This is a genomic window from Microbacterium sp. ZW T5_56, from assembly GCF_044987425.1.
Taxonomy (GTDB): domain Bacteria; phylum Actinomycetota; class Actinomycetes; order Actinomycetales; family Microbacteriaceae; genus Microbacterium.
Window position 1 is genome coordinate 1 of record NZ_JBJDRI010000019.1, and the last position, 14,344, is coordinate 14,344.

At 67.7% G+C, this 14,344-nt stretch carries 13 protein-coding genes; 1 reads left to right on the forward strand and 12 read right to left on the reverse strand.

Annotation, left to right across the window (positions count from 1 at the left end; all coding sequences use genetic code 11):
* Positions 1-62: 62 nt before the first annotated feature.
* From rpoZ to ACI3KU_RS10660, 10 genes are all read right to left on the reverse strand, one after another.
* Positions 63-317: a DNA-directed RNA polymerase subunit omega gene (rpoZ, locus tag ACI3KU_RS10615; RefSeq protein ID WP_231090195.1), complete on the reverse strand. Its 255-nt coding sequence runs from the start codon at positions 315-317 to the stop codon at positions 63-65.
* Between the two features lie 58 nt (positions 318-375).
* The gene (gene gmk / locus ACI3KU_RS10620; RefSeq protein ID WP_404922284.1) at positions 376-1,284 is read right to left on the reverse strand and encodes a guanylate kinase; all 909 of its coding nucleotides are present in this window, start codon (positions 1,282-1,284) and stop codon (positions 376-378) included.
* Positions 1,277-2,128 carry an orotidine-5'-phosphate decarboxylase gene (gene pyrF, locus ACI3KU_RS10625; protein WP_404922285.1) on the reverse strand — a complete coding sequence of 284 codons (852 nt, stop codon included), beginning with the start codon at positions 2,126-2,128 and terminating at the stop codon, positions 1,277-1,279. The genes gmk and pyrF overlap by 8 nt, the downstream gene beginning before the upstream one ends.
* Entirely contained in the window at positions 2,125-5,421 is a 3,297-nt protein-coding gene (carB, locus tag ACI3KU_RS10630; RefSeq protein WP_404922286.1) for a carbamoyl-phosphate synthase large subunit, read from the reverse strand. The genes pyrF and carB overlap by 4 nt, the downstream gene beginning before the upstream one ends.
* Positions 5,421-6,575: a glutamine-hydrolyzing carbamoyl-phosphate synthase small subunit gene (carA, locus tag ACI3KU_RS10635; protein ID WP_404922287.1), complete on the reverse strand. Its 1,155-nt coding sequence runs from the start codon at positions 6,573-6,575 to the stop codon at positions 5,421-5,423. Before carA ends, carB begins: the two co-directional genes overlap by 1 nt.
* Positions 6,572-7,078 carry a hypothetical protein gene (locus ACI3KU_RS10640; protein WP_404922288.1) on the reverse strand — a complete coding sequence of 169 codons (507 nt, stop codon included), beginning with the start codon at positions 7,076-7,078 and terminating at the stop codon, positions 6,572-6,574. Before ACI3KU_RS10640 ends, carA begins: the two co-directional genes overlap by 4 nt.
* Complete coding sequence (locus tag ACI3KU_RS10645; protein WP_404922289.1) at positions 7,075-8,376, reverse strand: dihydroorotase; 1,302 nt, start codon at positions 8,374-8,376, stop codon at positions 7,075-7,077. The genes ACI3KU_RS10640 and ACI3KU_RS10645 overlap by 4 nt, the downstream gene beginning before the upstream one ends.
* Positions 8,373-9,341 carry an aspartate carbamoyltransferase catalytic subunit gene (locus ACI3KU_RS10650; RefSeq protein ID WP_404922290.1) on the reverse strand — a complete coding sequence of 323 codons (969 nt, stop codon included), beginning with the start codon at positions 9,339-9,341 and terminating at the stop codon, positions 8,373-8,375. Before ACI3KU_RS10650 ends, ACI3KU_RS10645 begins: the two co-directional genes overlap by 4 nt.
* Positions 9,338-9,868: a bifunctional pyr operon transcriptional regulator/uracil phosphoribosyltransferase PyrR gene (gene pyrR, locus ACI3KU_RS10655; RefSeq protein ID WP_404922291.1), complete on the reverse strand. Its 531-nt coding sequence runs from the start codon at positions 9,866-9,868 to the stop codon at positions 9,338-9,340. Before pyrR ends, ACI3KU_RS10650 begins: the two co-directional genes overlap by 4 nt.
* A 104-nt stretch (positions 9,869-9,972) precedes the next feature.
* The gene (locus ACI3KU_RS10660) at positions 9,973-11,568 is read right to left on the reverse strand and encodes a Rieske 2Fe-2S domain-containing protein (RefSeq protein ID WP_404922292.1); all 1,596 of its coding nucleotides are present in this window, start codon (positions 11,566-11,568) and stop codon (positions 9,973-9,975) included.
* A 167-nt stretch (positions 11,569-11,735) separates the two neighbouring features.
* Here ACI3KU_RS10660 and thrC point away from each other — a divergent pair, with 167 nt between their 5' ends.
* A complete protein-coding gene (gene thrC, locus ACI3KU_RS10665; RefSeq protein WP_404922293.1) occupies positions 11,736-13,160 on the forward strand; it encodes a threonine synthase in 1,425 nt (474 codons plus the stop codon).
* Positions 13,161-13,277: 117 nt separating this feature from the next.
* On the opposite strand, the gene ACI3KU_RS10670 is transcribed toward thrC, so the two are convergent.
* Positions 13,278-13,859: a YdcF family protein gene (locus ACI3KU_RS10670; protein ID WP_404922294.1), complete on the reverse strand. Its 582-nt coding sequence runs from the start codon at positions 13,857-13,859 to the stop codon at positions 13,278-13,280.
* Positions 13,860-13,926: 67 nt separating this feature from the next.
* Entirely contained in the window at positions 13,927-14,337 is a 411-nt protein-coding gene (gene nusB, locus ACI3KU_RS10675; RefSeq protein ID WP_404922295.1) for a transcription antitermination factor NusB, read from the reverse strand.
* Positions 14,338-14,344 lie beyond the last annotated feature (7 nt).

The window sequence follows — 14,344 nt, forward strand, 5'->3', positions numbered from 1 at the left end:
GGGTCGGGAAACGAGTATGCCCGCCGTCACGGACATTCCGAGACGGCGGGCAATACGACGACTTACTCAGCGGCGCGCAGGCGCAGCTTGTCCTCGTTGATCTCGTGCAGGGCGATGGTGAGCGGCTTGTCCTCTACCGACGAATCGACCAGCGGGCCGACGTTGTCGAAGAGGTTGCCCTCCTGCAGGTCCGAGTAGTAGTCGTTGATCTGGCGCGCGCGCTTGGACGCGTAGATCACGAGCTGGTACTTCGAGTCGACCTTGTTGAGCAGGTTGTCGATGGGGGGATCGATGATCCCGCCGTTGTGTCCGGCCATGGCAAACCTCCTGGATGCGGCGACGGATGCGTCATGCGTTGGCAGGCGCGCGAGAATATCAGCGCGCCGATGCCTCAGACAAGTCTACGACCTCGCGCGCCGCCGTGGCGACATCCTCGTTCACGACACGGAAGTCGAATTCGTTCTGGAAGGCCAGTTCGGTCTTCGCGGTGCGCAGTCGGCGGGCGCGTTCTTCCGCATCCTCCGTGCCACGGCCGACCAGACGGTTGACCAGTTCGTCCCACGACGGGGGCAGCAGGAACACCAGCGTGGCACTCGGGTCGCTCTCGCGCACCTGGCGCGCACCCTGCAGGTCGATCTCGAGCAGGACGCTGCGACCCTCGGCCAGCGCCTTCTCGATCGGACCGCGCGGTGTGCCATAGCGATGCCTGTTGTGGACCGTGGCCCACTCCAGCAGCTCGCCCGCCGCGATCATCCGATCGAACTCAGCGTCATCGACGAAGAAGTAGTGCACGCCGTCCTGCTCCCCCGGACGCGGTGCGCGCGTGGTCGCTGAGACGGACAGCATGATGTCGGGATGATCCTCGCGGATCTTGGCAGCGACGGTGCCCTTCCCCACGGCGGTGGGACCGGCCAGGACGAGCAGTCGGCTGCGGCCCTGGCGTGCCCGACCCTGCGGGACGCGCCAGTCCAGCCAGGTCTGCAGCTCACGCTGCTGACGTGCGCCGAGCCCGCCCAGACGCTTGACCGGCGAGATGCCGAGCTCCTCGAGGATCCGGTCGCGCTTTCCCACGCCGATCGCCGGGATCGCCGTCAGGAACTCGGTGACGCGCATGGTGCCGGAGGGTGTGGTCGGATCCTCCAGGGCACGACGCAACACCTCCTGCGGCGACACGACGCGAGTGCTCAGATCGCGTTTCAGCGACGCGCGGGCGCGCCGGGCGGCCACTGCCTTCTGCGACGCCGCAATTCGATCCACCTCGGGGGGACGCTGGCCTTCAGCCACGAGCGATCTCCAGTTCTTCGTTGCGCGTGCGGATCGCGGGGATCAGGCCATCAGGGCCGGCACGCAGGATGCCGCGGCTTTCGCTCGCGATGACAGTCGGCGCCAGGGCGCCGAAGATGTCCCCCAAGTCGCGCAACAACGCACCCTGCACACCGAACCCGGGCGCCAGGATCGGCGCCGGTGGGTCCAGGTGCGCGGGAACGCCGCGCGCTGCCAGATCCACCGTCGCCCCGATGACGAAGCCGAAGCTCCCCCACCCCCCAGGCTCTGTGGTCCGTCTGTTGCGCTCGGACACCTCGTCGATGACCTGTTCGGTCACCGTGCGGGCATCCGCATCGAACGCGCTTTGCAGCGCGATCGCCTCCGGGTTGCTGGTCGCTGCCAGCACGAAGAGTCCCTTGCCATGCCGAGACGCCGCCTCGAACGCCGGCTCCAGTGCGCCCACCCCGAGATAGGGGCTCACCGTCAGCGCATCGCTCTCCAGCGGCGCACCGGGAGCCAGCCACGCCTGGGCGTAGCCCTCGGTGGTGGAGCCGATGTCGCCGCGCTTCGCATCGGCAATCACCAGAAGCCCCGCAGCACGTGCCTCCCGCAGCACCTCCTCCAGCACCGCGAAACCGGCAGACCCGTAACGCTCGAAGAACGACACCTGCGGCTTCACGATGCCGACCTCGTCCGCGCTCGCCTCGATCACTCGCAGCGAGAACTCGCGGACTCCGGCAGCGGAAACGGGCAGCCCCCACTCGGTGAGGAGGGTGTCGTGCGGGTCGATTCCGACGCACAGCGGTCCTCGCGTCGCGATGACATCGCGAACGCGGGAACCGAAGGAGCGTGTCGTGGTCATCGGCCCGCCCGGTCGATCGCGTACTCCTGGAGGCTGCGCACCTCGAACGGCTTGCCCATGGCATCCAGCGCGGTGACAGCGGCTCCCAGCACGGCCATGGTGGTGAACAGCGCCTTGTCGGCGGCCACCGCGGCTGCGCGGATCTCGTAGCCGTCGGCACGAGCCGAGACACCGGATGGCGTGTTCACCACGATGTCGATCTCGCCCGCGTTGATCAGATCGACGATGTTGCGCTCACCGCGCTTGTCGCCGCTGTCCTGCGTCTCGCTGTACTTCGTGACGACCTCCACGGCGATGCCGTTTCGCGCGAGCACCTCTGCGGTGCCCTCCGTCGCCACCAGCCGGTAGCCCAGCTGCTGGAGGCGGTGTGCCGGAAGCAGCACGGCGCGCTTGTCGGAGTCGGCCACCGAGATGAACACGGTACCGGTGCGCGGGATGCCGCCGTAGGCCGCGTCCTGGCTCTTGGCGAACGCCGTCGGGAAGTCACGGTCGATTCCCATGACCTCACCGGTGGAGCGCATCTCCGGGCCGAGCACGGAGTCGACGGTGCGGCCGTCCTTGGTGCGGAAACGCTTGAAGGGCAGCACAGCCTCCTTGACCGACACCGGAGCATCCAGCGGCACTCGCGATCCGTCGCTCTGCGGCAGCAGACCCTCTGCCTTCAGGTCCGCGATCGAGGACCCTGTCATGATGCGGGCCGCGGCCTTCGCCAGCGGGATGCCCAGCGCCTTGGAGACGAAGGGAACCGTGCGGCTGGCGCGCGGGTTCGCCTCGATCACGTAGAGCACGTCGGCGGAGATCGCGAACTGGACGTTCAGCAGTCCCCGCACGCCAACACCCTGCGCGATGCCCAGGGTCGCCTCGCGGACGCGGTCGATGTCCGAGCGGCCAAGCGACATCGGAGGCAGCGTGCAGGACGAGTCACCGGAGTGGATGCCGGCCTCCTCCAGGTGCTCCATGACGCCGCCGATGTAGAGCTCCTCACCGTCGAACAGCGCATCCACGTCGAGCTCGATGGCGTCGTCGAGGAAGCGGTCCACGAGCAGCGGGTAACCCTCGCCGATCACGACCTGGCCCTCGTTGCGGACGAAATAGTCGCGCAGGTTCGGGGTGTCGTAGATGATCTCCATGCCGCGGCCGCCGAGCACGAAGCTCGGACGCACCAGCACCGGGTAGCCGATCTCCTCCGCGATCTTCACCGCGCCCGCAGCGTCGATGGCCGTGCCGTGGCGCGGGGCCACGAGCTGTGCCGCGTCCAGGATCTGCGAGAACAGCTGGCGCTCCTCCGCCGCGTCGATGGCGGCGGGGCTGGTGCCGAGGATGGTGTAGCCGGCGGCCTCGATCCCCTTCGCCAGGCCGAGCGGGGTCTGTCCGCCGAGCTGGCAGACGACGCCGAGGATGGTGCCCGACTGTGACTCGGCGTCCAGGATCTCCAGCACATCCTCCAGCGTCAGCGGCTCGAAGTAGAGCCGGTCGGAGGTGTCGTAGTCAGTGGAGACGGTCTCCGGATTGCAGTTGATCATGATGGTCTCGTAGCCGGCATCCGCCAGCGCGAACGAGGCGTGCACGCAGGAGTAGTCGAACTCGATGCCCTGACCGATGCGGTTCGGGCCGGAGCCGATGATGACGACCTTGGTGCGATCGGACGCGGCGACCTCGGTCTCGGTGTCATACGACGAGTAGTGGTACGGCGTGAGCGCGGGGAACTCGCCGGCGCACGTGTCGACCGTCTTGTAGACCGGGCGCAGCCCCAGCGAGTGGCGCAGCTCCCGGACAGCGGATTCGGTGAGACCGCGCAGCTCCGCGAGCTGCACGTCGGAGAATCCATGATCCTTCGCGAGACGAAGCGTCGCCTCATCCAGCTCGGCCGCGGCGGCCACATGCTCGGCCACCTCGTTGATCAGGACGATCTGATCGATAAACCAGGGGTCGATCTTGGTCGCCTCGAAGGCCTGCTCGGCAGTCGCACCCTTGCGCAGCGCCTGCTGCAGGGTGACGATGCGCCCATCCGTGGGGATCTTCGAGATCTCCAGCAACTCCTCGACGGAACGCTCCTCGACGCCCCAGTGGAACGCCGATCCGCGCTTCTCCAGAGAGCGCAGCGACTTCTGCAGCGCGGTCGTGAAGTTGCGGCCGATGGCCATCGCCTCACCGACCGACTTCATGGTGGTGGACAGGGTGGCATCCGCCGCCGGGAACTTCTCGAACGCGAAGCGCGGAGCCTTGACCACGACGTAGTCGAGGGTCGGCTCGAACGAGGCCGGCGTGACCTGGGTGATGTCGTTGGGGATCTCATCCAGGCGGTAGCCGATGGCCAGCTTCGCGGCGATCTTCGCGATCGGGAACCCGGTCGCCTTCGAGGCGAGCGCGGACGAACGCGAGACCCGCGGGTTCATCTCGATGACGATGATGCGCCCGTTGTCGGGGTCCACGGCGAACTGGATGTTGCAGCCACCGGTGTCCACGCCGACAGCGCGGATGATGTCGATGCCGATGTCGCGCATCTTCTGGTACTCGCGGTCGGTGAGCGTGAGAGCCGGTGCGACCGTGATCGAGTCACCGGTGTGGACACCGACCGGGTCGACGTTCTCGATGGAGCAGATCACCACGGTGTTGTCCGCGGTGTCGCGCATGAGCTCGAGCTCGTACTCCTTCCAGCCGAGGATGGACTCCTCCAGGAGCACCTCGTTGGTGGGCGAGTCGTGCAGGCCCGCGCCACCGATCAGGCGCAGGTCGTCTTCGTTGTAGGCGAAGCCCGAGCCGAGCCCGCCCATGGTGAAGGAGGGACGCACCACGAGCGGGTAGCCGAGCTTCTCGGCGCCGGCCAGGAGGTCATCCATTGAGTGGCAGATCACCGAGGCGGCGACGTCAGCACCGGCCTCGATCACCAGCTCCTTGAAGATCTGGCGATCCTCACCCTTCTGGATGGCCTCGACCTTGGCGCCGATGAGCTCCACGCCGTACTTGTCGAGGATTCCGAGGCGGTCCAGCGTCATCGCCGCGTTCAGCGCCGTCTGCCCACCGAGGGTCGGCAGGATGGCGTCGGGCTTCTCCTTGGCGATGATCGACTCGATGACCTCGGGGGTGATCGGCTCGATGTAGGTCGCGTCGGCGAAGTCCGGGTCGGTCATGATGGTGGCCGGGTTGGAGTTCACCAGGATGACGCGGACGCCCTCCTCGCGCAGCACACGGCATGCCTGTGTTCCGGAGTAGTCGAACTCGGCCGCCTGGCCGATGACGATGGGTCCGGATCCGATGACCAGGACGGAGTTGATGTCTTCGCGCTTCGGCATTACTCGGAGTCCTTCGTGTTCAGGTGCGCGATGACCAGGTCGCGGAAGCGGTCGAACAGGTAGTTGGCGTCGTGCGGGCCGGCAGCGGCCTCGGGGTGGTACTGCACCGAGAAGGCAGGGATGTCGATGGCACGCAGGCCCTCCACCACCTGGTCGTTGAGGCCGACGTGGCTGACCTCGACCTGGCCGTAGCCGTTCGGGCTCTCGAACGTCCCCTCAACAGGGGCGTCGACCGCGAAGCCGTGGTTGTGAGCGGTGATCTCCACGCGGCCGGTGGCCTTGTCGAGCACCGGCTGGTTGATGCCGCGGTGGCCGAAGGTGAGCTTATAGGTGCCGAGTCCGAGGGCTCGACCGAACAGCTGGTTGCCGAAGCAGATGCCGAAGTACGGCAGGCGCGCGTCGAGCACCTCGCGAAGCACCGCCACCTGAGTGTCGGAGGCGGAGGGGTCGCCCGGACCGTTGGAGTAGAACACCGCGACCGGGTCGATCGCCTGGATGTCTGCGAAGGTGCTCGCCTGCGGCAGCACGTGCACGTCGAAGCCGCGCGCGGCCAGGTTGTCCAGCGTCGCCTGCTTCACGCCGAGGTCGAGCACGGCGAGGTTACCGAGCCGCTCGGTCGTGGCGGGGACGAGGGTGGGAGCGGTGACCGAGACCTCGGCGGAGAGGTTCTGACCGGCCATCTCGGGCGCCTCGCGAACGATCCGCAGCTGCTCCTCTGGGGCGATGCTGGCAGCCTCGCCGGAGAAGATGCCCCCGCGCATGGATCCGGCCGAGCGGATGTGACGCGTGACGGCGCGGGTGTCGATGCCCGAGATGCCGACGATGCCGTCGCGCTCAAGCGAGTCATCCAGCGAGCCGGTGGCACGCCAGTTCGAGACGACGCGGGACGCGTCGCGCACCACGTAACCCGACACCCAGATGCGGCGGGACTCGTCGTCCTCGTCATTCATCCCGGTGTTGCCGATGTGCGGTGCCGTCTGCAGGACGATCTGACCGGCGTACGAGGGGTCGGTGATGGTCTCCTGGTATCCGGTCATGCCGGTGGTGAAGACCACTTCACCGAGGGTCGTGCCGCGTGCGCCATAGGCGTTGCCGGCGTGGCGGGTGCCGTCCTCGAGAACGAGGACGGCCGGGTCGAGGGAGAGCAGGGTCATGCTTCTGTTCCAGTCGATGCGGGGGCCGGGATCAGGGAGTCGATCGCGGCGATGAGTTCTTGGGGTGAGGTCTGCTGGAGGCGGACGTAGGAGTCCACCACCTGACCGGGGGCGATGAGCCAGACCAGGCGGACCAGGCCGTCGCGCTCCACGACCTTGTCGATCGTGACCGTGGCGGTGCCGACGGACACCAGCGCGGTGCGCGGAATGGAAACGGTGGGCTCACCGGTGAGGGCGAGGCGCACACCGTCGTCCAGCACGGTCACCGTGGCGCGAGCGCGGTAGGCGAGGTGCTTGATGGCGAGCCGGTTCAGGGCGTCGTCGTGGGCGGTGGTGGCCACGTACAGCCCCGATGCCTGATACCGCTCAGCACCGCCGATCGCGGCGACCGGCGCGACGAGGGCGGCGTCTCGCCGCGTTCGTCGTCGCCAGCCCCAGAGCATGAGACCGATCAGCACCACGGCGACGGCGATCATCACCAGGAGCGCGCCCTCGCGGCTCATGCGCCGACCTCCCGCAGGACGCCGTCCGCCACGGTGGCCGCACCCTGGTGGATCGTCCAGCGGACGCTTCCGGGGAGCTCTCGCCCAAGGTAGGGCGAGTTCACGCTGCGGCCACGCAGATCATCGGTGGTGAAGGCGCCGCCTGCGCTCGGGTCGTACAACACCAGCTCGGCAGGCTCACCCGCGGTGATCGGCGTACCGTGACCGTCGAGGCGTCCGATGCGTGCCGGCGTGCGGCTCATCACGCGTGCGACGTCGTCCCAGCCCAGCAGCCCAGTCTCGACCATGGCGAGGTGGACGACGCGCAGCGCGCTCTCCAGCCCGACCATGCCGTTCGCGGCCGCCGCCCACTCGCAGGACTTGTTCTCGGCAGGATGCGGAGCATGGTCGGTGGCGACGATGTCGATCGTGCCGTCGGCGAGGCCCTCGCGCACCGCGAGGACGTCCTCTTCGCGACGCAGCGGCGGGTTCACCTTGTAGCGAGCGTCGTAGCCGCGCACCAGGTCGTCGGTGAGGAGCAGGTGGTGAGGGGTGACCTCGGCGGTGACGTTGATGCCCCGCTTCTTGGCCCAGCGGATGATGTCCACCGATCCGGCGGTGGACAGGTGGCAGACGTGCAGGCGCGAGCCCACATGCTCGGCGAGGAGGACGTCGCGGGCGATGATGGACTCCTCCGCCACCGCCGGCCACCCGGCAAGACCCAACTCGGCAGAGACGATGCCCTCGTTCATCTGCGCGCCCTCGGTGAGGCGCGGATCCTGCGCGTGCTGCGCGATGACACCGTCGAACGCCTTCACGTACTCCAGGGCGCGGCGCATGATCAGCGGGTCGAACACGCAGAAGCCGTCGTCGCTGAAGACGCGGACCTGTGCACGAGACTCCGCCATCGCGCCGAGTTCGGCGAGACGTTCACCCTTCTGGCCCACGGTGACGGCGCCGATCGGCTGTACGGTGGCGTACCCGGCGACCTCACCCAGGGCGAGCTCCTGCTCCACCACGCCAGCGGTATCCGCCACGGGTGAGGTGTTCGGCATCGCGAAGACTGCGGTGAATCCGCCGGCAGCGGCGGCACGGGTTCCCGTGAGGATGGTCTCGGACGCCTCATAGCCGGGTTCGCGCAAGTGCGTGTGCAGATCGACGAGGCCGGGCAGAGCCACAAGACCGTCGGCGTCGATGCGCCGAGCGCCGGCCGCGCTGAGTCCGGTGCCGACCTCAGTGATCCGTCCGTCCGCCACGAGGATGTCGGTGCGGTCGCCGCCTTCCAGCGACGCTCCGACGATGAGCAGGGCGTCGGTCATGAAAGGTCCTCTCGTTCGTCGCTGGGGCGTTCTCCAGCGAGCAGCAGGTAGAGCACGGCCATGCGGACAGCGACGCCGTTCGCCACCTGCTCGAGGACGGTCGATCGGGGTGAATCGGCCGCCGCGGCGGAGATCTCCAGGCCGCGATTCATGGGGCCGGGGTGCATCACCATCGTAGCCCCGGGAAGCTGTGCCAGACGTTCCGGATCCAGTCCCCACCGCCGCGAGTACTCGCGCTCGTTGGGGAAGTATGCAGCATGCATGCGCTCCGACTGGATGCGCAGCATCATCAGCGCGTCGGGCGCGGCGGCGATAGCGCGATCGAGGTCGTACTCCACCGTCACGGGCCAGGCCGAGACGTTCTGCGGCAGCAGGGTGGGTGGGGCCACCAGGGTCACCTCGGCACCGAGCGTGTGCAGCAGCCAGACGTTTGAGCGCGCGACCCGCGAGTGCAGCACGTCGCCCACCACGGTGACGCGGATCCCGGCGAGGTCCTTCCCGCGACTGTCGGCGCCGAACGTGCGCTTGCGGATGGTGAAAGCGTCCAGCAGCGCCTGGGTGGGGTGCTCGTGCGTGCCGTCACCGGCGTTCACCACGCCCGCGGAGATCCATCCGCTGGTGGCGAGTGTGCGGGGCGCGCCGGAGGCGCCGTGGCGGACCACGACAGCGTCGGCGCCGATGGCCTGGAGCGTCTGCGCGGTGTCTTGCAGGCTCTCGCCCTTGGATACGGACGAGCCCTTGGCCGCGAAGTTGATGACGTCAGCGCTCAGTCGCTTGGCCGCCGCCTCGAAGGAGATGCGGGTCCGCGTGGAGTCCTCGAAGAACAGGTTCACCACGGTCTTGCCGCGCAGCGTCGGGAGCTTCTTGATCTCGCGCGACTGCGTGTCGGACATGTCCTCGGCCACGTCCAGGATGCGCAGGGCATCCTCGCGCGACAGGGACTGGGTATCGAGAAGGTGCCTCATGACTCGATCGTCACCTCGTCCACGCCGTCGATCTCCGCGAGACGCACGTGCACGCGCTCCTCGCGCGCGCTCGGCAGATTCTTGCCGACGAAGTCCGGGCGAATCGGCAGCTCGCGGTGTCCGCGATCGACCAGGATCGCGAGGCGCACCGCTGACGGGCGTCCGATCGACTGCAGCGCGTCGAGCGCGGCGCGGATCGAGCGTCCCGAGAACAGCACGTCGTCCACGAGCACCACGGTGCGACCGTCGATACCGCCGACGGGAATCTCCGTGGGGCCGGGCGACCGCGTGGGCTGGCGGGCGAGATCGTCGCGGAACAGCGTCACATCGAGCGAGCCGACCGGGACGGAGACCCCGGTGATGTCGCTCATGATCACGGACATCCGCTTGGCCAGCGTGACGCCGCGCGTGGGGATTCCCAGAAGGACGATGCCATCGACGCCGCGATGCGACTCGATCACCTCGTGCGAGATGCGGGTCAGCGCCCGCGTGATGTCGGCTTCGTGGAGCACAGTTCGAGTGCCCATGGCCGCTCCCTTCTCCGCCTCTCTGGACGGTGTTAAAGGTTGCTCTTCGACTGAGACGAGTCTACCGCCCGTCGCCGACGTCATCGAACCGATGACGTCGGGCGTCAGGCCTCGCTGAGGTCGGCGGGTGCCGTCGCCGCCAGGGTGAGGTCATCCCCCGGCCGCGATGCGCGAATCGGGTGGCCGAACGACGTGATGCACTTCCCGGTGTTGAGGTCCCACTTCCAGTCGTGCAGGGAGCAGGTGAGCACACCGTCCTCGTCGATCTTGCCGGTCTTGGTGAGGTCGGCGCGCAGATGCGGGCAGCGGCGCTGCACCACCCAGTCGCCGATCTGCGCGTCCTCGGTCTGGTCGGACTGCTCGGCGTACCAGTTCTCCGTGTACTCGATGCGGTCTCGAGAGAGGCACTTCATGAAGGTGTAGATGAACTCGTTGAACTTGCCGATGCGCGCCGTCTGGAACTGCATGGACAGGAAGATCGAGTTGGACCAGTCGATCTCGCCATCGGCGATGTTCGTGGAGACCAGGTCGGCAGGGATACGGAACCAGAAGCTGCACTCCTCCCCCGCATACTCGCGCAACTTCGCCTTCGGGAAGTCGACGACCATGTCGAGTTCGCCGATCGTGTAGCGGACCGGCCCTCCTACGCCATTGCGCATGATGCGGGCGCGGCGCAGCAGCGGCTCCCACCACTCCTTGAGCTTCTCCAGCATCACCGCAGGCTCCAGCACGGCGGCGCGCGAAGCCTCCTCATCCCGGATCTCCTGCTGGCGCGACGCGCGCTGCTCCTCCAGGTAGCCCCACTTGTCGGCGAACATCCGATCGATCTCGTCCTGGGCGTAGAACGTCTGCTCGACGCCGACCTCGCCGTCGACGATCGTGACGACCGTGCCCGGGATGAAGACGTGACCGTCGTACTTCGGCACCTCCTGCTTCATGCGGGCGATGAACTCGACCTGGTCGGTGAAGATGCCGACCGACTCACCCCGACCGAGGCCGTTGGAGTCGAAGACGTCGTCGCGCAAGAACATCGGCGGGCCCGCCATCGGGAAGACGTGCGGGGCGTCGACCTTGTCGATGTAGAACATGGCGCGCTTGTGCTGAGCCTCGCGCTTCAGATGCGCGAAGTTCTGCTTCGCTTCCAGCGGCAGGTCATAGACCATGGGCCACCAGATCGCGCCGGAGAACTGCGTGAAGTAGGCGTCGGGCTTGCCGAACGACAGCAGCGCCTCCAGGTCCAGGGGGTGCGAGTCGTTCTGATTCAGGATCGACGCCGTGCCGTCATCCAGCGACAGGGAAGAGTCGCCGATGGGGCCGTCGCTCGGGGCGCGCAGCGGAGTGACCATGATCTTGAGCGGTCCGCGCTCGATCACCTCGCCCGCCTGCGTGTACGTGATGTTGTGGTAGCCGAGCTTTCGGAGGTCCTGCTCCAGGTCGTCCGTCGGGTAGTCGGGCAGCAGCACCTCGATGTCCTTGCGGACGTAGGTCTCCAGCAGCCACGGGTCGAAGTGGTCACGGTGGCGGTGCGAGACGTAGAGGAAATCTGCCTCCCGCCCGAAGCGCTCCCAATCCAGTCCGCGGTTGTCCGGGAAGGGGAACCAGGATCCGAAGAACGCCGGCTTCACCCAGGGGTCGCAGAGGACGTTTCCCCCGGTGGTCTCGATGAACATGCCGGCGTGGCCCAGTCCCGTGATCCGCATGACTCTCCTTCTCCGTGGAACCTGTCGATTCTACGGGGCGGCTCCCGGGCACCGCCTGTGGCCCGCCGTGAGAAACGCACGCACGCACGCTGTCACGTGGCGGGCGCGCACGTGCCGCGCCCTCTAGGCTGGACGCACGACCTCCCCCGCTTCGTCGAAGGAATCCCGTGCAGTACATCTCCACTCGTGGCACCGCTCTCGGTCAGTACACCGACGTCCTCGTCGCCGGCCTCGCACCCGATGGCGGGCTCGCCGTGCCCGCCGAGGTTCCGTCGATTCCGGCAGAGACGTTCGAGTCCTGGCGCGCACTCGCGTACCCGGAGCTGGCCACCGAGGTCATCGGGCTCTTCGCCACGGACATCCCTCGCGACGACCTCGCGCGTCTGACGGCAGCCGCGTACGAGGGTTCGAAGTTCGAGGCGAAGGACATCGTTCCGCTGACGGATATCGGCGGCGGGATGACCCTCGTCGGGCTGTCCGAGGGCCCGACGCTGGCGTTCAAGGACATGGCCATGCAGTTCCTGGGCGAGGCAATGGAGTATGCCCTCGCGAAGAACCAGGACATCCTCAACATCCTCGGTGCAACCTCGGGCGACACCGGATCTGCGGCCGAGTACGCGTTCCGCGGCAGGGACCGCATCGGCATCTTCATGCTGTCTCCGCAGGGTCGGATGAGCGCGTTCCAGCGCGCTCAGATGTACTCGCTGCAGGACGAGAACGTGCACAATATCGCGGTTGAGGGTGTCTTCGATGACTGCCAGCACCTCGTGAAGACGCTCTCCGAAGACCTCGCCTTCAAGGACGCGCAGCATCTGGGCGCCGTGAACTCGATCAACTTCGGCCGGATCTCGGCACAGATCGTCTATTACGTGTGGGCATGGTTGCGGGCGACGGATGCCGTCGCTGCGGATCAGCGTGCCGCGTTCGAGGTCTCGTTCGCGGTGCCGTCGGGCAACTTCGGAAACATCCTGTCGGGTTACTACGCCAAGCTGCTCGGCGTGCCGGTGCGTCGCCTGGTGCTCGCCTCGAACGAGAACAACGTGCTGGACGACTTCTTCCGCACCGGGATCTACCGTCCGCGGACGTCCGCGGAGACTCTGGCGACCTCCAGCCCGTCGATGGATGTGTCCAAGGCCTCCAACCTGGAGCGCTTCGTGTTCGACCTTCTGGGTCGTGACGCCGAGCGCACCGCGGGCGCATGGCGCACGCTGGCGGAGACGGGCTCCTTCGACCTCACCACAGAGCACCCGCGTCTGGGCACCGAGTTCGGCTTCGCGTCGGGCACCTCAACCCACGAGGACCGCATCCGCGTGATCTGTGATGTCTTCGAACGCAGCGGCGTGATCATCGACCCGCATACCGCCGATGGGGCCGGTGTGGCGGCGGAGTTCGTCGAGGACGGCGTTCCCATGCTGGTGCTGGAGACGGCCAAGCCGCGCAAGTTCCCGGAGACGATCTCCGAGGCCCTCGGCGAGACGCCTGAACCGCCCGCCGCGGTGCGCGAGCTCATGGATGCCCCGCAGCGCGTGGTGCACATGGCCAACGACGAGCAGGCCCTGCGGGAGTTCATCGAGGCCCACGCCGTCCGCTGAACTCCCATCGCCGTCTCCCGACCCTGAGTTGCTGAACGAGCGCCACCACCCCGCTTACTGAGTGAGCGAAGCGAGACGAAGTGCCTTGCCGAGGTCACACCGGCTCGTGGGCGCGGGTCAGCCCCGCTGGTCGTACCGACGAGCGCGCACCGCGGCGACGAACGTGACCAGCGGGCGCTCGCCGAGACGCCATTCACGCCCGCGCATGAGCCGAGCACCGAGATCCGGTCTCGCCGCGATGAGCATCGCCCGCGCGCGCACGGCGTGGACCGGATCGGACACGATGGAGATCAGATCGTCCGCCCGCAGCAGCGGCGTCGTGAACGCGATGTTCTCGACGGTGCTGCGGCTGTCGGGATCCTCGATGATCGCGCCGCGCCATCCCTGACGACGAGCTTCGACCGCGAGGATCGTCGCCTCGGGGATGTCGGAGTGGACTCGCCCGCCCGACACGATGAGCACGCGCGGTACGGGCATCGCCCGAAGGGTGCGAAGTCCCGCCCGCACCCGCCACCGGTTGATGGCGTTGGCCCGGTCTCCGCGGTTGCCGAAGCCCAGGACGACGACGACCGATCGGGACCCCTGCTGAGCGCGTCCGAGGTTGTGGCGCGTTGCCCGCCAGGCCTCGTTCTGCCCCCAGCCGAGCGCCGCAACCGCAATCAGCACACTCGCCGCGGTCAGCTTCCGTCCCCATCCCACGCCCCCACGCTACGCGCCGCGAGTTGCGAAACGCCCGTCCCTGACGGGACGGGCGTTTCGCCTGTGGTCAGTTCGAGCGGGCGATGCGGGCGAGGACGCCGTGCACGAAGGCCCCGGAGTCGTCCGTGGAGTACTCCTTCGCGAGTTCCACTGCCTCGTCGATCGCGACCGCGGCGGGGACGTCGTCGTTGAAGAGGATCTCCCAGCTGGCCATGCGCAGGAGGGCGCGGTCGATAGCCGGCATGCGGTCGATCTTCCAGTCGCGAGCGTGCGTCACGATCTGCTCATCGATCTCGTCGCGGTGATCGAGCACGCCGTCGACGATCTCGCGTGCGTACAGCCACGAGGCTTCACGCGCGGGCTCGCCGACGGCGCGCTGAGCCTCCGCCGCGAGCGTCACGTCCAGCGCGTCACCGCGGACGTCGGACGAGAAAAGGATGTCGAGCGCGCGCTTGCGCGCCTTGGTGCGTGCAGACATTCAGCGA

Bases quoted from the DNA above. Each gene is read 5' to 3' on its own strand.
- ACI3KU_RS10650 (WP_404922290.1), bottom strand. From the start codon at position 9,341: ATGAGGCACCTTCTCGATACCCAGTCCCTGTCGCGCGAGGATGCCCTG.
- carB (WP_404922286.1), bottom strand. From the start codon at position 5,421: ATGCCGAAGCGCGAAGACATCAACTCCGTCCTGGTCATCGGATCCGGA.
- ACI3KU_RS10640 (WP_404922288.1), bottom strand. From the start codon at position 7,078: ATGAGCCGCGAGGGCGCGCTCCTGGTGATGATCGCCGTCGCCGTGGTG.
- nusB (WP_404922295.1), bottom strand. From the start codon at position 14,337: ATGTCTGCACGCACCAAGGCGCGCAAGCGCGCGCTCGACATCCTTTTC.
- ACI3KU_RS10645 (WP_404922289.1), bottom strand. From the start codon at position 8,376: ATGACCGACGCCCTGCTCATCGTCGGAGCGTCGCTGGAAGGCGGCGAC.
- pyrF (WP_404922285.1), bottom strand. From the start codon at position 2,128: ATGACCACGACACGCTCCTTCGGTTCCCGCGTTCGCGATGTCATCGCG.
- rpoZ (WP_231090195.1), bottom strand. From the start codon at position 317: ATGGCCGGACACAACGGCGGGATCATCGATCCCCCCATCGACAACCTG.
- carA (WP_404922287.1), bottom strand. From the start codon at position 6,575: ATGACCCTGCTCTCCCTCGACCCGGCCGTCCTCGTTCTCGAGGACGGC.
- pyrR (WP_404922291.1), bottom strand. From the start codon at position 9,868: ATGGGCACTCGAACTGTGCTCCACGAAGCCGACATCACGCGGGCGCTG.
- ACI3KU_RS10660 (WP_404922292.1), bottom strand. From the start codon at position 11,568: ATGCGGATCACGGGACTGGGCCACGCCGGCATGTTCATCGAGACCACC.